Origin of the sequence: Hyphococcus sp. (genome assembly GCF_041986965.1) — a bacterium.
Taxonomy (GTDB): domain Bacteria; phylum Pseudomonadota; class Alphaproteobacteria; order Caulobacterales; family Parvularculaceae; genus Hyphococcus.
In genome coordinates, this window is sequence record NZ_JBHIXB010000001.1 from 1,222,901 (window position 1) to 1,243,211 (window position 20,311).

General features: G+C 58.9%; 18 protein-coding genes. 4 read left to right on the top strand and 14 right to left on the bottom strand.

Annotation, left to right across the window (positions count from 1 at the left end; genetic code table 11):
* Positions 1–15: 15 nt before the first annotated feature.
* The 4 genes from ACFC5L_RS06170 to ACFC5L_RS06185 form a co-directional block, all read right to left on the bottom strand.
* On the bottom strand, positions 16–1,437 hold the full coding sequence (locus ACFC5L_RS06170) for an alanine/glycine:cation symporter family protein (RefSeq protein WP_375201150.1): 1,422 nt from the start codon (positions 1,435–1,437) through the stop codon (positions 16–18).
* 109 nt (positions 1,438–1,546) lie between these two features.
* Positions 1,547–2,716 (bottom strand): cystathionine gamma-synthase, encoded by a 1,170-nt coding sequence (locus ACFC5L_RS06175; RefSeq protein WP_375201149.1) that lies wholly within the window; start codon positions 2,714–2,716, stop codon positions 1,547–1,549.
* Between the two features lie 129 nt (positions 2,717–2,845).
* Entirely contained in the window at positions 2,846–3,337 is a 492-nt protein-coding gene (locus ACFC5L_RS06180) for an Hsp20/alpha crystallin family protein (protein WP_375201148.1), read from the bottom strand.
* A 155-nt stretch (positions 3,338–3,492) separates the two neighbouring features.
* Positions 3,493–3,945 (bottom strand): YaiI/YqxD family protein, encoded by a 453-nt coding sequence (locus tag ACFC5L_RS06185; RefSeq protein ID WP_375202341.1) that lies wholly within the window; start codon positions 3,943–3,945, stop codon positions 3,493–3,495.
* 105 nt (positions 3,946–4,050) lie between these two features.
* Here ACFC5L_RS06185 and ACFC5L_RS06190 point away from each other — a divergent pair, with 105 nt between their 5' ends.
* Complete coding sequence (locus tag ACFC5L_RS06190) at positions 4,051–4,446, top strand: four-helix bundle copper-binding protein (RefSeq protein ID WP_375201147.1); 396 nt, start codon at positions 4,051–4,053, stop codon at positions 4,444–4,446.
* Positions 4,447–4,467: 21 nt separating this feature from the next.
* Here ACFC5L_RS06190 and ACFC5L_RS06195 read toward each other — a convergent pair whose 3' ends face one another.
* The 5 genes from ACFC5L_RS06195 to ACFC5L_RS06215 all read right to left on the bottom strand — a co-directional run bounded on the left by ACFC5L_RS06195 (position 4,468) and on the right by ACFC5L_RS06215 (position 10,071).
* A complete protein-coding gene (locus tag ACFC5L_RS06195; protein ID WP_375201146.1) occupies positions 4,468–4,809 on the bottom strand; it encodes an arsenate reductase in 342 nt (113 codons plus the stop codon).
* The gene (locus ACFC5L_RS06200; RefSeq protein WP_375201145.1) at positions 4,809–6,197 is read right to left on the bottom strand and encodes a pyridoxal-phosphate dependent enzyme; all 1,389 of its coding nucleotides are present in this window, start codon (positions 6,195–6,197) and stop codon (positions 4,809–4,811) included. The genes ACFC5L_RS06195 and ACFC5L_RS06200 overlap by 1 nt, the downstream gene beginning before the upstream one ends.
* Positions 6,198–6,268: 71 nt before the next feature.
* The gene (gene mnmC, locus ACFC5L_RS06205; protein WP_375201144.1) at positions 6,269–8,173 is read right to left on the bottom strand and encodes a bifunctional tRNA (5-methylaminomethyl-2-thiouridine)(34)-methyltransferase MnmD/FAD-dependent 5-carboxymethylaminomethyl-2-thiouridine(34) oxidoreductase MnmC; all 1,905 of its coding nucleotides are present in this window, start codon (positions 8,171–8,173) and stop codon (positions 6,269–6,271) included.
* A 42-nt stretch (positions 8,174–8,215) separates the two neighbouring features.
* Positions 8,216–8,740: a phasin family protein gene (locus ACFC5L_RS06210; protein WP_375201143.1), complete on the bottom strand. Its 525-nt coding sequence runs from the start codon at positions 8,738–8,740 to the stop codon at positions 8,216–8,218.
* A 134-nt stretch (positions 8,741–8,874) separates the two neighbouring features.
* Entirely contained in the window at positions 8,875–10,071 is a 1,197-nt protein-coding gene (locus ACFC5L_RS06215; protein ID WP_375201142.1) for a lytic murein transglycosylase, read from the bottom strand.
* A gap of 182 nt (positions 10,072–10,253) precedes the next feature.
* Here ACFC5L_RS06215 and ACFC5L_RS06220 point away from each other — a divergent pair, with 182 nt between their 5' ends.
* The 3 genes from ACFC5L_RS06220 (at position 10,254) to ACFC5L_RS06230 (ending at position 14,646) form a co-directional block, all read left to right on the top strand.
* On the top strand, positions 10,254–11,966 hold the full coding sequence (locus tag ACFC5L_RS06220; protein ID WP_375201141.1) for a dipeptidyl-peptidase 3 family protein: 1,713 nt from the start codon (positions 10,254–10,256) through the stop codon (positions 11,964–11,966).
* A gap of 235 nt (positions 11,967–12,201) precedes the next feature.
* Positions 12,202–13,572, top strand: a complete 1,371-nt coding sequence (locus ACFC5L_RS06225) for a serine hydrolase domain-containing protein (protein WP_375201140.1) — start codon at positions 12,202–12,204, stop codon at positions 13,570–13,572.
* A 120-nt stretch (positions 13,573–13,692) separates the two neighbouring features.
* Positions 13,693–14,646, top strand: coding sequence for a homocysteine S-methyltransferase family protein (locus ACFC5L_RS06230; RefSeq protein ID WP_375201139.1), 954 nt, complete (start codon positions 13,693–13,695; stop codon positions 14,644–14,646).
* Here the strand turns inward: ACFC5L_RS06230 and ACFC5L_RS06235 are convergent.
* Genes ACFC5L_RS06235 through ACFC5L_RS06255 form a run of 5 tightly spaced genes read right to left on the bottom strand, consistent with a single transcriptional unit; the run spans position 14,643 to position 20,195 of the window.
* Complete coding sequence (locus ACFC5L_RS06235) at positions 14,643–15,536, bottom strand: hydroxymethylglutaryl-CoA lyase (RefSeq protein ID WP_375201138.1); 894 nt, start codon at positions 15,534–15,536, stop codon at positions 14,643–14,645. The two genes, ACFC5L_RS06230 and ACFC5L_RS06235, sit on opposite strands and share 4 nt — an antisense overlap.
* Before the next feature lie 39 nt (positions 15,537–15,575).
* Positions 15,576–17,585, bottom strand: coding sequence for an acetyl/propionyl/methylcrotonyl-CoA carboxylase subunit alpha (locus ACFC5L_RS06240; RefSeq protein WP_375201137.1), 2,010 nt, complete (start codon positions 17,583–17,585; stop codon positions 15,576–15,578).
* The gene (locus tag ACFC5L_RS06245; protein WP_375201136.1) at positions 17,585–18,115 is read right to left on the bottom strand and encodes a GNAT family N-acetyltransferase; all 531 of its coding nucleotides are present in this window, start codon (positions 18,113–18,115) and stop codon (positions 17,585–17,587) included. The genes ACFC5L_RS06240 and ACFC5L_RS06245 overlap by 1 nt, the downstream gene beginning before the upstream one ends.
* Positions 18,116–18,583: a nuclear transport factor 2 family protein gene (locus ACFC5L_RS06250; RefSeq protein WP_375201135.1), complete on the bottom strand. Its 468-nt coding sequence runs from the start codon at positions 18,581–18,583 to the stop codon at positions 18,116–18,118. It abuts the gene before it with no gap.
* Positions 18,584–18,590: 7 nt separating this feature from the next.
* A complete protein-coding gene (locus tag ACFC5L_RS06255) occupies positions 18,591–20,195 on the bottom strand; it encodes a carboxyl transferase domain-containing protein (protein ID WP_375201134.1) in 1,605 nt (534 codons plus the stop codon).
* Positions 20,196–20,311: the final 116 nt, after the last annotated feature.

Below are 20,311 nucleotides of genomic sequence, written 5' to 3' on the forward strand. Positions count from 1 at the left end.
CTCCGCTGTTCAAGCCTAAACCCCGTATTTCGCCTTGTAGGTTTTCACATCGCGTTTCAACTCCGGCAGCAGGAGATAGAGCGCGATGATATTCGGGATGCACATCCCGAAGAGCATGGAGTCGATAAAGTCGATGATCGACGACAGCGACACCGCGGCGCCAGTTGATAGGGCGACGCAAAGCGACAGCTTGAACAGGACGTCGACTTTCTTGGTGTCGCCGAAGAGATAGGCGGCGGCCTGTGCGCCGTAAAACGCCCAGCTCACCAGCGTCGTGAAAGCAAATAGCACTGAGGCGACAAGCAGAATGTAGGGGAACCAGGCAAAGGCGCTGGCGTATGCCGCTGAGGTGATCTCGATCCCGACGACATTCTCGCCGTAAAGATAAGGCTCATAGGCGCCGGTGACGATGACCACGAGAGCAGTGATCATGCAGACGACAATGGTGTCGATAAAGGGTTCGAGCAGCGCCACATAACCTTCGGTCAACGGTTCGTTGGTTTTGACGGCCGAGTGCGCGATCGCAGCGGAGCCGACGCCGGCCTCGTTGGAATAGGTCGCGCGGCGAATGCCGTTGATGAGCGCCCCGACGAAACCGCCGCCTGCGGCCTCAAGCCCGAAGGCGCTTTTGAATATCGTTGTAAAAGCGGCGGGCACCTGATCGATATTCATGAGAATAATCACAAGCCCTGCGCCGAGATAAACTGCGCCCATAAGCGGCACGAGAATGCCGGTCACCTTGCCGATGCGTTTAATGCCGCCCAGCACCACATAGGCGACGCCGGCCGCCATAATGACGCCGAAGGTGACTGGAATGGACAAACCCGTGACATTCGCGAATTGCGCGTGTGACTGGTTGACCTGAAGAACGCTGATCGATCCGCCGATCGCCATGACTGCGAAAAAAATCGCGGCGGCCTTGCCGACCGTTTTCAGCCCCATGCGCCCGAACACTTCCTCAATGTAATACATGGGCCCGCCCAGCGTCGAACCGTCAGGCCGCACCCGGCGGTATTTCACGGCGAGGGCGCATTCAGCGAATTTGGACGACATGCCGAAAAAGCCGGCGACCACCATCCAGAAAACGGCGCCGGGCCCGCCAATGGCGATGGCGACAGGCACCGAGGCGATATTGCCAAGGCCGACCGTGCCGGAAAGCGCAGAGGACAGCGCTTGAAAGTGGGAAATCTCGCCATGGGCCCCTTGCTGGTCATGAGGATTGAGCACCAGCGACCACGCATGGCGAAAGCCGCGCAGATTGATGAAGCCGAGGGAGAAAGTGAGGATCACCGCAGCGGCCATCAGCCAGATAACGACGAGGGGCAGCGACACGCCTAAAAAGTCGACCGAGTAAAAAATGATCGACGATATGAAGTCGCTGAAGGGCGTCAGGGTGTTATCGATGCGTTCGGCAAAGGAAGGAGCGGCGTCGGCCATGGACATCCTTTCGGGCCGTCAGGCCGCGCTGCAGGCAAAAGGCTCGATACTCTAGCAAGCATTGCGGCCATGTCACTGGACGAAAAGAGAATTAAGGATATCCGCTAGATCACAAGCCTTTCAGCGCCTGATCGAGGTCGGCGCGCAGGTCGCCGATATCCTCAACGCCGATAGAAAGCCGGACCAGCGAATCATCAAGCCCCATTTCCGCGCGGCGTTCAGGCGGGATGGAGGCGTGGGTCATAATGCCGGGATGCTCGACGAGGCTTTCAACACCGCCAAGGCTCTCCGCGAGGGTGAACAGCTCCACCCGCTCCAGCATGGTCTTGGCCGCGTCGAGGCCCCCCTTCACGAAAATCGTGACCATGCCGCCGAAGGCGTCCATCTGACGCTTTGCGACGTCGTGTCCGGGATGGGATTTAAGGCCCGGATAAGTGACGCGGTCGATCGCGGGATGCGGCGCCAGCCATTCAGCAAGGGCCATGGCGTTGGACGAGGACCGTTCAAGTCTCAGCGCCAGCGTCTTGAGACCGCGCAGAGCGAGAAAGGAATCGAACGGTCCCTGAATGCCGCCAACGGAGTTTTGCAGGAAAGCGATGCGGTCGCCGAGATCTTTGTCATTGACCACAAGAACGCCGCCAATCACGTCGGAATGGCCGCCGAGATATTTGGTCGCCGAATGCATGACAATGTCGGCGCCGTGATCGAGGGGGCGCTGGCAATAGGGGGACGCGAAAGTGTTGTCGCAACCCACAGTCACGCCATGTTTCTTGGCGATCTTTGCAATGGCTTCGATATCAACAATCTTCAAAAGCGGATTTGTCGGCGTCTCGAGCCAGACGAGCTTTGTTTCAGGTGTGATCGCCGCTTCGAATTTTTCGGGATCGGTCAGATCCACATAGGTGAAAGATAAATTCGCCGATGTGCGCCGCACGCGTTCGAACAAGCGAAATGTGCCGCCGTAAACATCATCCATTGCGATGATGTGCGAACCTGCCGGAAAAAGCTCCAGCATGGTGGAGATCGCCGCCATGCCGGAGGCGAAGGCGAAGCCGCGTGCGCCGTTCTCAAGATCGGCGATACAGCGTTCATAGGCGAAACGCGTCGGGTTCGCGCCGCGGGCGTAGACGAAGCCCTTATGCACGCCCGGGCTTTCCTGGGCGTAGGTGGAGGTCTGGTAGATCGGCTGCATCACCGCGCCGGTCGTCGGGTCGTGTTCCTGCCCGGCGTGAATGACGCGGGTGGCGAAGGCGGGGCGGTTCTTTTTGTCGCTGGTCATGGGCGTCCCTTCTCTTTGGAAAGGGACTTAGCGTGCATGAAATGGAATTTCCAGCGACCATATAAGCGGCTTGGGGACAGGCCGCTGGAAATCCACCGCGATGCTTCCCCCATGGCGCGAAAAGGGACGTTATCCGCGCTGCACCGCAATTTTCTTCGTTCTGGCCTCTAGCTCCGGCGGTTTGGGGAGCGTCAGCCTCAGGACGCCGTTTTTGAACTTCGCGTCGATTGCGTCGGGATCCACATCAAAGGGCAGCGACATGGACCGTTGAAACGAGGCGTAGGAGCGCCGGGAGACGCCCTCCTTTTCTTCCTCGTTCTTGCGCTCGCCGCGGATGGTGAGAAGGTTGTCATGAAGCTCCACATCGACGTCATCTTCGTCAACGCCGGGAAGTTCGGCTTCAATTTCAAGGGCCTTGTCGGTATCTTTATAATCGACGTGAATGGCGCGAGCGCCATTGCCGCCTTGTGCGGCGAACGGTGCCGGGGCGCCGAAATCAGAGAAGAAGTCGTCGAAAAGACGGTTCATCTCCCGATGCAGCTGGAAAAAGGGTGCGTCAGCGTCTTCGTTGAGCGCCGGCGCGTTACGGTTACGATTAAAAACGCTTAGCGGTTTGAACATGACATTGTCTCCTGTCGCGTGAAATTCGAAACAGACAACATCGAACGGGAACGCCAACCAGGTCGTTCCTGTTGACGCATGAGAGATATTAACGGACGCACGCGGTTCAAGTGCGACGTTTTTCCGCAAATGATAGTGCGTCTCAGAAAAGACGCTTAAGCCTGCCGTTTTAAGCGCATCAGGGCCTCGTCGAGCGCCTGAAGGAAGCGTGAGCGGTCCGCCTTCTGGAAAGGCGCCGGGCCGCCCACAGCCCCTTCCGCGCCGGCGCGTAAATCCGCCATCAAGGCGCGCGCGGCGATGGCGCCGCCAATGGAGTCCTTGGTGAAGGGCTCGCCCTTGGGGCTGATCACCGTTGCGTCCGCTTTCAGACACCGCTCGGCGAGGAGGATGTCAGCCGTGATGACGATGGCGCGGGAGTGTGCGTGCTCGGCCACATAATCATCCGCCGCATCATAATGATCATTGACGGTGACGCGGGTGATCAGCTCATGGCGGGGAATGCGGATCGGCGCATTGGCGACGACTGTGACAGAAATTTCATGCCGGAAAGCGACCTTGTAAACCTCCTCCTTAACGGGGCAAGCGTCAGCGTCTACAAGGATTTCCAGCGATTTGACCATGACGACCCTTAAGAAGGCGGCGCGCGCGGAACGCTCTCCCCATCCGTGTGTTTCCTAAGACGAGATCAAATAAAGGTCAAAGGAGGCGGCGTCATGCGCGTAATGGAAATGATCAAGGAGCACCCCCAGGTGGGTGACGACTTTACCCAAGAACTTGGCGTTGCCGTGCGCCACGCCATGTATTGCGCAGAGATATGCGCCTCATGCGCCGACGCCTGCATCGCTGAGAGCACAGCCAAGGATATGCGGCAGTGCATCCGCAATTGCCTCGACTGTTCGGATATCTGCGAAGCCACCGCGAAAACCGGGCTGCGGCGAACGGCGCAGAATATTGTCGTGCTGCGCGCCCAGCTTCAGGCTTGCATTATGGCGTGCGACGTATGTGCTGAAGAATGCGAAAAGCATGATAACCCGCATTGCGAACGCTGCGCCAAAATGTGCCGTGAATGCGCATCGGACTGCCGCGCCGCGTTGCCGGAAGTGAACTGAGCGGCCCGGCCTGGACCCGGTTTATAAAAGCTTTTCCTGAACGTCTTTCGACCAGCCGACGAACACTTGCGTTGGTCCGTTCTCGATCACCGGCCTCTTGATCAGAGTCGGATGTTCAGCCATGAGCGCGAGCGCTTTCTTCTCCGTGACGCCGTCTTTTTCAGCGTCATCGAGCCCGCGCCAGGTGGTCGATGATTTGTTGAGTAGTTTTTCCCAGCCGGCCGCCTTCGCCCATTTCGCGATCTGCGTTTTGGTGACGCCGTCGGCGCGCACATCGTGAAACGTTACATCTTCGCCCGCTGCTTCCAGCGCTTTGCGCGCTTTTTTGCAGGTGTCGCAGTTTTTGAGGCCGTAGAGGATCATTACGCCACCTGCAGCCGCAGATAGTTCAGCAAATCCGTCCGGGTAATCAGGCCCTCGAATTTGCCTTCATTCAATACAACCGCCACATGGCCCTTGGCGAAGATGGGGAGGAGGGACTGCATGTCCTGCTTCGCCTCGACGGTTTCAACGCGATAGGTCATGGCCGACTTCACAGGGTCCTTGAACTTGTCGCGATTGCGGACGATCGCGAACAGTAAGTCCTCTTCATCCAGAAGGCCGGAGACGTCGCCATTGTCATCAAGCACTGGCAATTGCGAGATGTCATAGAGTTTCATTTTGCCGTAAGCGCTCATCAGCGTATCGTCGGGCTTTACCGTCACCGTCGCGCGTTCCGAATGGCGGCGGGTGATGAGGTCGGTGAGGTCGCCTTTCGGCGGACGCTTCAGGAAGCCCTGATCATACATCCAGTAGTCGTTGAACATCTTGGAGAGATATTTGTCGCCGCGGTCGCAGACAAAAGCGACAACGCGCTTCTTCTCCGTCTGCTCGCGGCAATATTTTAACGCCGCCGCAAGAATGGTGCCTGACGACGATCCGCCGAGGATGCCTTCTTTCTTGAGGAGGTCGCGCGCCGCTTCAAAACTTTCCTTGTCGGTTATCTCATAGGCGCGTTTGACATGGGAAAGGTCGGCGATGTCGGGGATGAAATCCTCGCCGATGCCTTCCACCAGCCAGGAGCCGACCTCATTGGGCGGCGCGCCCTTGTTCACATAGTCAGTGAGGATAGATCCCTTGGGATCAGCGAGGATGATTTCCGTTTCAGGGGATTTCTCTTTGAAAAAATGCGACAGACCGCTGATCGTGCCGCCGGAACCGACGCCGGCGACGACAGCGTCAACCTTGCCGTCGAGCTGGCCAAGAATTTCCGGGCCCGTCGTGTCTTCATGGGCGTGCGGGTTCGCCTCATTACAGAACTGGTTGACGTAAAAAGCCCCGGTTTCGTCGGCGATGCTCTGTGCGACATCTTGATAATATTCAGGATGGCCTTTGCCCACATCAGACCGGGTGAGGCGCACATCCGCGCCGAGCGCTTTCAGATGAAAGATCTTCTCCTGCGCCATCTTGTCGGGAACGACGATGATGGTGTTGTAGCCTTTTTGCGCCGCGACGAGCGCCAGTGCGAGGCCGGTGTTCCCAGCCGTCGCCTCAATAATGGTGCCGCCGGGTTTCAGCTTGCCTTCGCGTTCTGCCGCCTCGATCATGGCGACGCCGATGCGGTCTTTAATGGAGCCGCCCGGATTGGACGATTCGAGTTTGAGATAGAGCTCGCACGGCCCCGCGTCGAGGCGCGAGACCTTCACCATCGGCGTTTTGCCGACGCCTTCAAGCACATTTTCATAAACAGGACCGAAGGGCGTTTCACGCATGAGGGGCTTCCTTGCATTCGGGGCGTGCCGCGGGCTTACCCCAAAGCCAGCCAGTCCCGCAAGGCGCGGGATTATCGGGCGCCGCCGCGCTTTAAATCGCGGATAAAAAAGCGCGCGGGATGCAACGCTTGCAGGATTGTTGCGTCTGTTGGCGCGCCCGAGAGCTCGGCAGCGAGGAGGGCGGCGGCGTATGGGGCGGTGACCAGTCCGCGCGAGCCAAGGCCCGTCAGGATGTAGAGGCCGGGCCGCATTTCTCCGCGCGGGTAGTCCACTTTTTTTCCGGTTCTAAGGCCGTCATAAGCGCCGCTGTAAAAGCCCCAATCGGGAAGAGGACCGCAGACGGGCAGCCGGTCCGGCGTCGTACAGCGGATGGAGGCGCGCGGCCGGGATTTGCCAGCGTCCAGCGTTGCTGCGAAATCGGGAAGCGTCCGCGCAACTGCGGCGATGTTTGATTGTGTCGCTTCCGGCGTGAAGCGCGCTTCAGCGCCAATGGCGACCGGCGCGTAGGTGGCCCCGATAATCGCGCCGCCTTTCGGACATGGCGCCGCATAAGGACCGAAGGCGTGCGCGTGGTCCGGCGCATCCGCATCTGAAAACCAGTCGACCTGCCCCGCAGAGCCGGTAAGCGGCAGGGTGCGCGCTTCGGCGAAACGAATGGCGTCGAGCCCATTGGCGATCACGGCCGCATCGAACTCGTCATCGCTTTTATCTGTAATGATGCGCCATCCCTTTGCGGTTTGGCGCATGCGGGTAACGCGTTCAGCGATAAGCGGTGTGTCAACCAGCAGCGCCTTGACGAACATGGCCGGGTCAACGACGCCTGCCTGCGGGAAAAACAACCCGTCCTTCCGGTCTTCCATAAAGCCGTCAGCAAGCGCGCCCTGCGCCAGCAATTTCGCCTGACGCTCACGGTCTCTGTCGCTGGCGCCATGATGAAGAACGCCGCAAGATGTGAATATGTCACCACCCAGGGCCGACAGGAGCTGCACCGTATGAAGATAGGCGTTTGCGTGAAATAGTCCCGCAGGCGTGTCGCCGACATCGAGCCGGGGCATGATAAGGCCCGCCGGATTGCCCGATGCGCCGCTTGCGGGCGCCGATGCTTCGTAGACAGACGGATGAAACCCTGCGGCGCGCAGTTCATGGGCAAGGCTTGCGCCGGCGATCCCGGCGCCGATGATCGCAATGCGGGCGCCGGCGCGAAGCGGTGATCCGGGCGGCAGCCATGGCGCGCGGCTGGTTTTTTGCGGCGGCGCATCGATGTTTCCAGCCAGCATTTCCTTCTTGCGGCCAAAGCCTTCGCACTTCTCCCATTGGAACCCTGCGGCTTCGAGCGCGCGGCGCACGCCGCCAGCGACGGTGAAGGTGGCGAATGAAGCGTCCGGCCTAGACAGTCGTGCAAGCTCGCTGAAGATTTCCTCCGACCACAGGCCAGGATTTTTTGCCGGTGAAAAACCGTCGAGAAACCACGCGTCAACATGGCCTTCCGCATGCGCAAGCCCTTCGCGCGCATCGCCATAAAAAAGCGTCAGGGAGACGTCATCGAAACGGAGAAAGTGAAACCCCGGTTGAGGCGGGGGCAGGGCGGCGCGCAGCCTTGTAGAAAGGCTTTCAAGCGCTGGCCAGGCCTGATGCGCGTGGGCCAGTTGCGTTGTGGAAAGAGGGTAGGCTTCGAAGGAAAGAAAATTGAGACGCGCGCCTGTGGGCTTTTCCGCCCGATTCCACGCGTCCCAGGCGGCGATAAAATTAAGCCCTGTGCCGAAACCCAACTCACCAATGTGAAAGCGCGGCGCATTGAAGCGCGCGGGCAGATTGTTGCCGGCGAGAAAAATATGCTGCGTTTCCGCAAGACCTTCGCCGGAAAAATAAACATCATCGAACTGAGTGGAGCGCGGCGCAAAAGAAGAGGGCGCGCCGTCACTATCAGGCGCGCCCCATTCAATGTCTGCTTCGCTGATCTTCTTCCCGCCGCTCATGAGACGAGATTTAGCTCAAGACGAAAGAAAAGTCTTTACGCCCTAGGCCTTCATTGGAAAGGCGAAAAATTTCTCGAAGGCTTTCATATTCGCAAACGGCGTCTCGACGGGCGTCATGGTTTCACGCGCTGTTTCGACGGAGCGCTCGGTGATCGCGCGCGCATGGCCCATGCGGGTCTCGATCAGCTTCGTCCAATAGGATTGCTGAACGCTCAGCGCGTCGGCGAAGCTTTTGGCCTTGCTGAGATCGGAAGCGAATTGAACGGCGTCGTTCACTTCTTCCTGCGCCGCTTCCATGAGGCGGGCGTTGGTTTCCGCAGCGTGGTCCTGAACGGTTTTCATGCGGGTCTGGGCTGTTTCCGCCAGGTCTTCGGCTTGTGCGCGCATGTCGCCGAAATTGCCCGTGAAAGACGACATCATCGTTTCAAACTGTTCCCTGGCGTTTTCCGCCCAGTCAGTTGCGGACGAAAAAGACATCACATCCGGCAGTTCCTGGGTTTCAACGGCTTTGGTGGCGGTTGCGGCGGCGGCGACTTTTTTCGCCGCAGTCTTTTTGGTGGTGGCCATATTGGCGCTCCTTATCCCTTTTTTGGCGCAGCGCCGATGATTGTGCGGCGCAGCAATTGCCGCGGGATATAGGCGCATTTTTGCAGTGCAGCAAGGGTTATTGGAGGAAACCGCTAAAACGGCTTGAAACCCGCTTATCGCAAGGCGTCCAGCACTTTCGCGGAGGCGTAGCCATCCGCCGGCAGACCCGCCTGTATCTGCCAGGCGCGAAGCGCGCGCTTGGTCCCGGCGCCGATGATCCCGTCTACGGGGCCGGGGTCGAAGCCGCGGTCTTTTAGCGCCTGCTGCAATGCCTTGCGCTCGTCCAGGGACAGGGGCCTGTCATCGCGCGGCCATGCCGTGACGATGGCGCCGTTGCGTCCTGCGATCTCTTCGGAGAGCAGGGACACCGCGAGCGCGTAAGCGGTGGAGCGGTTATATTTCAAAATAGCGCCGAAATTATCGAACACGATAAAGGCCGGACCGCGCGCGCCGGCGGGAATGATCAGGCGCCCGCGCATATTCGGGTCGAACCGTTCGATAAGGCCGGGGCCTCTGATCGCCTCGACGCCGCCCGCTGCCCATTCAACAACTGCTTTCTTCACGTCGCTGTCGGCGAGGGCGTAATCGAAACCGGCGGGCAGCCTGACTTCAAGCCCCCACGGATCGCCCGCGCGATAGCCGGACACGCTCAAATAATTCGCTGTCGAGGCGAACACGTCGCCGAGATTGGACCAGATATCGCGTTTGCCGTCGCCGTCATGATCGACAGCATAGGCAAGATAGGTGGTTGGAATGAATTGCGTATGGCCCATGGCCCCGGCCCAGGAGCCTTTCAACTCATCACGTTCTGCATATCCATGCTGGATGATCTTGAGTGCGCCAATCAATTGGCTGCGGCCATAGCCGGTGCGGCGCCCTTCAAAGGCGAGCGTCGCCAGCGCCTGAATGGCGTCATGGCTGCCCATGATTGCGCCGTAAGAGGATTCAAGCCCCCAGATTGCCGCGACGATTTCCGCGTCGACGCCATAGGCGCTTTCGATCAGCGTAAGGAGGCGCTGGTTTTCAAGATATTTTGTCTTGCCGTTGTTGACCCGCGTCGCGGAGACGGCGCTGTCGAGATAATCCCAGATGCCGCGGGAGAATTCCGGCTGGTTGTCGTTGAGTTCGTAGACCCGTGGATTGATGGTCAGGCCGGTCAGCGCTTCGTCGAGAACGCTTTGGGAAATGCCGGCGGCGGCGGCTTCTGCGCGGAAGCTCTCGAGCCAGCGCTCAAAATCCGCAGGCGCGGCCTGTGCGCTGGACAGGCTGACGGCGGCGAATGCCCCGAGACTGATGAGCCAGTTTTTCATGCCGTCCCCTTTGGTCGCACGCGAATCATACAATCGGCCAAAATTTCTGCCGCCAAAGCAATATTCAAACCCTACCGTCCTCGCAAGGCCGGATTATGGCAAGCTTTGCGGGGATGCGGCGGACGGGGTAGATTGCGCCGCAAAGGGGCGGCGTCCGCCGCCCGAAGTGTTAAGGATTCGACATGTTCAACCGCAAATTTACTTCCCTTTTCGCCGTTTCGGTGTTGGCGCTTGCCGCGGCCTGTTCAGGCGAAGACGCCTCAAACGCGCCGGAGGCGGCGGCGCCGGAAATGTCGGCGGGGAAAGAGGAGGGGAAAATGATGGCGGATGACGAGGCGTTGAAAACCATGCGCGCCCAGTTTGCGATGGTGGAGATGGACGCCGACACGTCGTTCCTCAGTGATGAAGAGCGTCAAGTTGTTAACAAGCTAAATCAGGTCGGCAATTTGATGTCGGAAATCTATCTGCGCCAGCGCAGCGAAAAAAACCCTGAATGGCGCGCAGAAATAGAAGCCAGCGGCAATGAGCTTCTGCTCGAAATGTTCGATCTGCATTTCGGCCCCTGGGACACACTCGATCACAACAAGCCGTTTTATGGCGACATGGAAATGCCGGAAGGCGCAGCGTTCTATCCGGCCGACATGACCAAAGAGGAATTCGCCGCCTGGGTCGCATCCCATCCGGAAGACGAGGAAGCGTTCACGAGCGGTTATACAGTGATCCGCCGCACCGATGACGGCGGGCTGAAAGCCATTCCGTATTCAGAGCATTATCGTGAATGGCTGGAGCCTGCGGCGCAGCTATTACGCGAGGCGGCGGATATCACCACCAATGAAAGCCTCAAGACATTTTTGAGTTTGCGCGCGGAGTCATTCCTGACGGATGACTACTATGAATCGGAAATGGCGTGGATGGATCTCGAAGGCCCCATTGAGGCCGCGATCGGCCCTTACGAGGTCTATACGGACGGTCTTTTCGGCTACAAGACGGCGTTTGAAGCGTTCATCACCATCAAGAACCCGGAAGAAAGCGCGGCGCTCGCCAAATATAAGGATTATCTCCGCGATATGGAGGCGAACCTGCCGGTCGAGGAGGGCTATAAAAACTTCAAGCGCGGGTTTGAATCGCCCATCGCCGTCACCTATCAGGTCCATGGCGGCGGCGACAATGTGCCGGGCGTTCAGACCATCGCGTTTAACCTGCCCAACGATGAGCGCGTGCGTGAAGCGAAAGGCGCCAAGAAAGTCCTCTTGAACAATGTGCTCGGCGCCAAGTTCGACCGCATTCTCGCGCCCATGGCCGATGAAGTGCTGATCGCGGATCAGGCGGCGCTGCTCATGAAGAAATACATGTCCGGCGAAACCCTGTTCCACGAACTCTCACACAGCCTCGGGCCGGGCACGATTATGGTCGATGGAGAAGAAACGACAGTGAACGCTCAATTGCAGGAGCTTTATTCTGCGGTTGAGGAGGGCAAGGCCGATGTCATGGGCGCCTATAACATTCTTTATATGATGGAGCGGGGCGACATGCCGGCGGCGGAAAAAGAAAACTTCCTCGCCACTTATTTTGTCGGCCTCTTCCGCGCCATGCGCTTCGGCATCAATGAAGCCCATGGGCAGGGCGCCGCGTTCCAGTATTCCTATTTCAAGGAAGCCGGCGCTTTTGCGTGGGATGAGGATGCGAAACGCTTCGTTCTCGATTTCGCAAAGCTTGAGCAGGCGATTTCCGATCTGACGCGCGATGTCGTGGTGGTGCAGGGCGATGGAAATTATGAAAAAGCGAAAGCCTTCCTCAACACCTACGCCAAGCTTGATGAACACGCAGAGGCTGTCATCGCCTCGCTGACGGACCTGCCGGTGGATATTCAGCCGGTGTATGAGGACAAGCTGTAGGCTGAAAACAAAGATTCTGCCGGCCTGGAGGTGTCCGGGCCGGTGCAATCTCTACCCGGCTATATGATGAAACCGCTTATAGTCATCAATGCTCTTATTTTTGGGGCGATCCTTGTTGGCGCGCTATTCCTGGCCGATGATAAGGTCATTCGGATTGGATTGGCGGCCGGGATCGCTGTTTGCTTTATAAGCGGCGCGCTGACGTCCTGGCTTTGGTATAAACGGGGAAAAATCTATGAAGAACGCGGTCAAAGCGGCCCTGACGATTAGTCTCGCGCTGGGCGCTGCCCATGCGCAGGCCCCCGATCCAGCGCATGTGTCGCTCGTCGCGGGCTATAAGGCGGCGTTCACCTGTTCGGCGCATTTCAACGCCGGGCGTCCGGTGGAGCTAATCGCCGGCGACGAACTCAACCGCATCTATAGCGACTATCGTGAAGCGATGGCTGAGCTGCCTGAAGCGGTGATCGACGAAGATGCAAAGACCGTTTCAGTGCGCTATGACGGCGGCGCGCGTATCGCCGCCTGGCGGCCTTATCTTGGCTGTGCGCAACTGCCTACCATGACGGGTGAAGGCGCCGCCGGAACGCTCCCTTATGTGAAATCTTTTTGGGATCGTGCGGCGCCGGCCCCGTTGACGGAGCGCCTCAGCAATGACCCTGCCTTGCTGGATATTGTTGACGCCGCCTTCGACCGCGCCACTTATGGCGAGGGAACGGAAACGACGGCGGTTCTCGTCATCAAGGACGGCGCGGTTGTTGCGGAGAAATATCGCGAAGGCTTTGACGCAACAACGCCTCAACGCACCTGGTCCGTGGCGAAGTCCATCGCCGCAACGGTGATCGGCGCCGCCGTTCATGACGGCCTCATCGGAGTTGATGAGCCGGCGGGCCTGAAAGCCTGGTCTTCGCCCGGCGATCCCCGCGGAAAGATCACCCTTGAAAACCTGTTGCACATGTCGAGCGGGCTGACCTCTCCAACTGCGGGCAATCGTACGGACGATGTTTATTTCGGCGGCGGCCGCATCGTCGATCATGCGATCACCAACCGTCTTGTGGCGAAACCGGGAACCCGCTGGCGTTACGCCAATAACGATACAATGTCGGCGATGCGCGCCTTGCGTGAGCGCATGAAAAACGATCAGCAATATATTGAATACCCGTTCTGGCGAGTTTTGCTGCCGCTCGGGATGGAGCACACATTTCTTGAAACCGACTGGAATGGCGATTTCGTCATGTCCTCCCAGGTATGGACGACGGCGCGCGACCTCGCGCGGATCGGACTTCTTTATCTCAGCGACGGCGTCTGGGAGGGAGAGCGCATCTTGCCAAAAGGCTGGGCGAACTACGTGGCTGCTCCCGCTCCGTCACAACCGCCCCTGACCCGTGCCAATGGCGCGCAAATGCCCGGTTACGGCGCGCAGTTCTGGCTCTTCGGAGAGCGTCACGGGCTTCCGGAAGGAACCTATGCGGCGCAGGGAAATCGCGGACAATATCTGGTGATTATTCCTTCACGAAACACGCTGATCGTCCGCCGCGGCTTTGACGATGGCGGCGGTTTTGATATTGCGAAATTCTCTGCCGACGCGGTCGCTGCGCTGGGCGAGTAAACAGGCGGCGCGCGTGGCCGCATTCCTTACTAAAGTCAGGACTTTCTGGCGCCCATTCGCCAGTAACAGCGGTGAAATCGCCTCCCTATCTCCAGCGCTCAAAGGAAAAGGAGAGTTCCCATGGGGAGATATAGAAAAGAGCTGCCGCAGCTCGGGTCGGAGATATTTCTGACTGACAGCGGTATGGAGACCGACCTGCTTTTTAACAAGGGGTTTGAGCTTCCGTATTTTGCGTCTTTCACTCTGTTGAAAGATCCGAAAGGCCGCGCGGCTATGCGTGACTATTGTCTGGAGCACGCAAAGCTCGCGAAAAAACATGGCTTCGGGTTCATTTTTGAAACGGCGACCTGGCGGGCGAGTCCCGACTGGGGCGTGAAGCTCGGGCTTGAGCGCGCGGCACTGGAGACGGTCAATCGTGATGCAATCGCGCTGGTGGAAGAAGTCCGTGATGAAGCGGCGCTCGACCAGCCTTTCGTCATATCGGCCAATGTCGGTCCGCGCGGCGACGGCTATCAGGCCGGTGAATTGATGACCGTGCAAGAAGCGGAGGATTATCATTCGTTTCAGGCGGAGATCTTCGCCGATACGTCGGCGGACATGATTACGGCGCTCACCATGAACAACACGCTGGAAGCAATTGGTTTCGTCAATGCGGCGGCGGCGGCGGGTATGCCCTGCGCCGTGTCGTTCACCGTGGAAACCGATGGGCGCTTGCCATCGGGCCAGCTTCTAGGCGACGCAATCATGGAAACGGACTTCGAAGCCCGCAAGGCGCCGGCCTATTACATGATCAATTGCGCGCATCCGACCCATTTCACATCGGTGCTGCGTGAAGGGGATCATTGGTTGTCACGGCTGAAAGGCGTCCGCGCCAACGCCTCGAAATGTTCTCACGCCGAACTCGACGAAGCGGAGACACTGGACGATGGCAATCCGGACGAGTTGGGGCTGGAAAACGCAGCGCTTCGTCGTCTCGTTCCGTCGCTGAACATTTTCGGCGGCTGTTGCGGCACGGACTTGCGCCACGTTGAGGCGATCGCGGCCGAAATCAGCCGGTTGAGAAAAGCGGCTTAACCGCCTTTGCGGGCGAGCGTCACTTTGGAGCCGGGTTTGCGTCCGAGCTTATCAGAGATCCAGACGCTCGTCTCGATCAGGGCGTCGAGATCGACGCCGGTCTCGTAACCGGAGCGGGCGAGGGAATAGACCACATCCTCGCTCGCCACATTGCCGCTGGCGCCCTTCGCATAGGGGCAGCCCCCAAGGCCTGAAACGGAACAGTCGAAGACGGTTACGCCTTCGCCGATGGCGGCCCAGATATTGGCCAGCGCCTGTCCGTAAGTGTCGTGGAAATGCCCGGCGAGAGCGGCAACGGGAACTTCGCCTGATACGGCGCGGATCAGCGCCCTGGTTTCTTCCGGCGTACTGACGCCGATCGTGTCGCCGAGTGAAATTTCATAACAGCCCATCTCGTAAAGCGTCCTGGCGACGGGAACGACCTGTTCCGGCGTGATCTTGCCTTCATAAGGACAGCCAAGGACGCAGGAGACATAGCCGCGCACATTGACGCCATCGGCCTTCGCCGCCTCAATCACCGGTTTGAAGCGCTCAAGGCTTTCCGCGATGGAGCAGTTGATATTTTTCTGTGAAAAGCTTTCGGACGCTGCGCCAAAGACAGCGACCGTGTCGGCTTTTGCCGCGCGCGCGCCCTCATAGCCCTTCCTATTTGGCGTCAGGACGGGGTAGGAGACGCCTTTTGCCCGCTTGATCGTCGCCATCACCTCGTCGGAGGCCGCCATTTGCGGCACCCATTTCGGCGACACGAACGCCCCGCCTTCGACGTTCTTAAAGCCGGAGTTAGCGAGCCGCTCGATCAGTTCGACTTTCGTAGCGACATCGATGATTTGCGCTTCGTTTTGCAAACCATCGCGCGGACCGACTTCAACAAGGGTGATGGGATGGGTCATGTTTCAAATATTTGTCTTTGACTGGCGCATTTCAATTCCTCAAGCGCTTTCCTCAAATTCGACCAGCAAATCGCCGTCCTTCACCTGATCGCCGGGCTGGAACTTGTAAGCCTTGATGACGCCGTCAAAGGGGGCCTTGATGGCGTGCTCCATTTTCATCGCCTCCATCACTAGGAGCGGCTTGCCCGCCTCAATAACGTCGCCCGGTTTCGCCGAGAGCAGTGTTACGACGCCAGGCATGGGGGCGGTCAACGAGCCTTCGCTCGAATGATGGGCGGAAATGCCGGCGAGGGGATCGGGGAAGCCGATGTCCCAATGGTCAGCGTCTATCCAGATGCGAAGTTTGTCACCGTGGGGGGCGGCAAAGACGGTGAAGTCTTCGCCCTCATGGGTGAGGCGCATTTCGGTGTCGTTCATGCTGCCGGAAAAGGAAAACGCCAGGGGCGGCAGGGTTTCTCTGCCTTCACGCCGCGCAGCGGCGGAGGCGTCGGGCTCCAGTGTCGCGTTAAAGACTTCGCCCGCGTTGGAAAGGCGCAGGATCGCCGGATGGCCTTCATGCTCGATCCAGGTCACTTCATGGCGCGGCCGGTTGAGACGAAAGCCGGTCAGCGCGCTCCAGGGATCGTGATCGTGGCTTGAGCCATTCTTACGTTTCCACAGCGCCGCCGCCGCCCACTGTTTCGGGCCGGCTGGCGTTTGCGCAAACAGCGCGTCGTCATGCTCTTCAATGAATTTCGTTGAGACGTCGCCCTTGATGAAGTCCGGTTCGGCGGCGAGGGCGTAAAGAAAGGCCGCGTTTGTCTCCAGTCCGGCGACCCGCGTTTCGGACAAAGCCGCACGCATGGCCCCGAGGGCTTCTTCGCGCGTCGACCCGGCCGTAATGATCTTCGCGATCATGGGATCGTAAAACGGCGTGATCGCCTGCCCTTCTTCCACGCCGCTATCGATGCGCGCGGTTTCAGAAGGAAGGCGCAGCGTCGTCAGCGTCCCGATAGACGGTGCGAAATTCTGGTTCGGGTTTTCCGCATAAAGCCGCGCTTCGAAGGCGTGGCCGCTTTCAGAAATTTGATCTTGCGTCAGGGGCAAGCTTTCGCCCGCAGCGATACGCAACTGCCATTCCACAAAGTCGAGCCCGGTGATCATCTCTGAAACCGGGTGTTCAACCTGAAGGCGCGTGTTCATTTCCATGAAATAAACGGCGTCATTGTCGGCGTCGTAAAGAAACTCCACCGTCCCGGCGCCGCGATAATTGACGGCCTTGCCGGCGTCCACGCCTGCTTTCAATAGCGCTGTGCGCGTCCCGGCGGGCAGATCCGGCGCCGGCGCCTCTTCAATGACTTTCTGGTGGCGGCGCTGCACGGAACAATCGCGCTCGAACATATGAACCACATCGCCATTGCCGTCGCCGAAGATCTGGACCTCCACATGGCGCGCGCGGGTCACATATTTTTCGATCAAAAAGCGGTCGTCGCCAAAGGCGGATTTCGCTTCTCGTTGGGCCGAGACGAGGGCGTCTTCGAGGTCTTCCTCGCGCGCGACCATGCGCATGCCCTTGCCGCCGCCGCCGGCCGTGGCTTTCAGAAGCACGGGATAGCCGATGCGTTCGGCTTCACGTTTGAAGGTCGCGACAGACTGCTCCTCGCCCTGATAGCCGGGTGTGGTCGGCACATTGGCGGCTTCCATCAGATCTTTCGCAGCCGATTTTGATCCCATTGCGCGGATCGTTTCCGCCGTCGGGCCGATGAAAACGATTCCGGCTTTGTCGAGCGCCTCGGCGAAGCCGGCGTTCTCGGAAAGAAAACCGTAACCCGGATGCACGGCTTCGGCTTGCGTTTTTTTACAGGCGTCGATGATCCTGTCGGCTTTGAGATAACTTTCCGCCGCCGCGGACGGACCGATATGGACGGCTTCGTCGCAGGCTCTCACATGCGGCGCATTCCTGTCTGCATCGGAATAAACAGCAACCGTCGCGACGCCCATTTTGCGGGCCGTTCTTGCGACGCGGACGGCGATTTCCCCGCGATTGGCGATGAGGATTTTTTTGAACATTAGCTCACCATGTCGAAAGCGGGATGATAGTGGATGGTGCGGACATCATCGGGCGCAACGCCGCCAAAATCGTCATCCGCCCGGGCGATAATCCGAAAGGCGTCACCAGCGTCGAAACCGGCCCATGTCATTTTGCGCTTCGCCGCGGGTTCAAATCCGAACCGGGCGTAATAATCCGGGTCGCCGAGAACGGCGATCAGCCTCGCATTGTGTTTCCTGCAAAGCTCCAGCCCTTTTTTCACCAGGGCCGCGCCAACGCCCTGACGCTGATGTTCCGGCGCGACGGCGAGGGGGCCGAGACCCAGCAGCAAACCATCAAGGTCCGGCTTGCAGCTCACAGGCGTAAAGGCGCAATAGCCGACAATGACGCCGCCCGTTTCCGCGGCAAGTTCAATCGTGACCGCATGTTCGGACCATAATTTGCGCATGAGCGCCGCCTCATCCTCACGCGCAAATGCGCTAGCAAGGAGACCATGAAGACTATCATGATCGTCTTCGACAACGTCGCGAACGAGAAGGCCAAGGGTCATTCAGTTTTTTTCGCTGCTTGAGGCATCGTGAAAGCCGGCGCGTTTCCATCGCCCGCCTTCAATAATCCACATATTGGTGAATCGGATGCGTTGTACAAAGGCTTCTCCATACCGCGTTCCGGTCGCGTGCACGACGCCTGTCACATAAGCCGCATCCTCATGCTGTGTGATCTGGAGCGACTGAACTGCGTAGTCCTCAAATACATGATCGCCGCGGGCGATTTCCCTAGCGTAGCCCTCATACCAGCCGAGCCATTGCGCGCGATCATAGGGCGCGGCGCCGCTATTCACATGGACATAGTCTTCAGCAAGATGGGCTTCAACCGTCACAGAGTCTCCGGAACGAAATGCTTGGGAAAAAGTTGCAAGCGTCGCTTCGAGATTCGTTGCAGGTTCAGGCGTTTTCACGCAAGCGGCCGTCAAAAGAATGACTGCGCTGAAAACAAATTTGATGCTTCTGCTCAACATGGCATCTCTACATCCTGAACACGCCAAAGCGCGTATCCTCAACAGGCGCATTCATGGACGCCGAAAGGGACAGGCCCAGGACATCGCGCGTTTGCGCCGGATCGATGATGCCGTCATCCCAGAGGCGTGCGGAAGAATAATAGGGCGAGCCCTGTTCGTCATAGCCGGCGCGGATTTTGTTTTTGAACGCCTCTTCCTCTTCCGCAGGCCATGTTTCGCCGTCGCGCAGGCCATCGCGTTTGACGGTGGCGAGGACGCTCGCTGCTTGTTCGCCGCCCATGACCGAGATGCGCGCATTCGGCCACATGAACATAAAGCGCGGTCCATAGGCTCGTCCGCACATGCCGTAATTGCCGGCGCCGTAGGAGCCGCCAACGACCACTGTGAATTTCGGCACAGCAGCTGTGGCGACGGCGGTGACAAGCTTGGCGCCGTCTTTGGCGATGCCGCCTTCTTCAGCGGCGCGGCCCACCATGAAGCCGGTGATGTTCTGCAGAAAGATCAGCGGAATTTTTCGCTGACAGCAAAGTTCGATGAAATGGGCGCCTTTCTTGGCGCTTTCAGAAAAGAGAATGCCGTTATTGGCGAGAATGCCAACGGGAAAGCCGTGAAGCCGCGCAAAGCCGGTGACCAGGGTCGAACCGTAAAGGGGTTTGAACTCGTCAAATTCCGATCCGTCGACAATACGGGCGATAATCTCCCGTGCGTCATAGGGCTTTCGGGCGTCCGCTTCGACCACGCCATAGAGTTCTTCGGCGTCATAAAGCGGGGCGCAAGGGTCGGCCATGACGACGTCGCCGAGCTTGACCCAGTTGAGACGGCCGACAATCTGGCGTGCGATGCCCAGCGCATGATCGTCGTCTTCGGCGAGGTGATCGGCGACGCCCGACATGCGCGTATGGGTGTCGCCGCCGCCGAGATCTTCGGCGGAAACGACCTCGCCCGTGGCGGCCTTAACAAGCGGCGGGCCGCCAAGGAAAATCGTGCCCTGCTTTTTCACGATCACCGCTTCATCCGACATGGCCGGAACATAGGCGCCGCCGGCGGTGCAGGAGCCATGGACAATCGCGATCTGCGGAATGCCTTTTGACGACATTTGCGCCTGATTGAAAAAGATGCGGCCAAAATCATCCTTGTCCGGAAAGACTTCGTCCTGCATGGGCAGGAAGGCGCCGCCGCTTTCAACGAGATAGATGCAAGGCAGGCGGTTTTCGAGCGCGATCTCCTGCGCGCGCAAATGCTTCTTGACCGTCATGGGGTGATAGGTGCCGCCTTTGACGGTCGGGTCATTGGCGACGATCATGCACTCGACCCCATTGACGCGGCCGATGCCGGCGACGACGCCGGCGCTCATCACATCGCCCGAATACATTTCCCAGGCGGCGAACTGACCGATCTCCAGAAAAGCAGAGCCGGGATCGAGAAGCCGCGTCACCCGCTCACGGGCGAGGAGCTTGCCGCGGGATTTATGCCGGTCGGCGTAGCGCGCGCCGCCGCCTTCGGCGACTTTGTCCATATTGGCGCGAAGATCATCGACAAGCGCTCGCATCGCCGCCGCATTGGCGGCGAAGCCTTCAGAGCGTGGGTCGATCTTGGATTGAATGACAGGCATCCGCTTTTTTCCATCTTGCCTTTGAGTTGAATATTAGCCTATAATAGCATTGTCCGACAATAGGATTATTAAAAATTCGGCCAATTTTCTGCGGTTTCGCGCCCATTTTGGCGGCG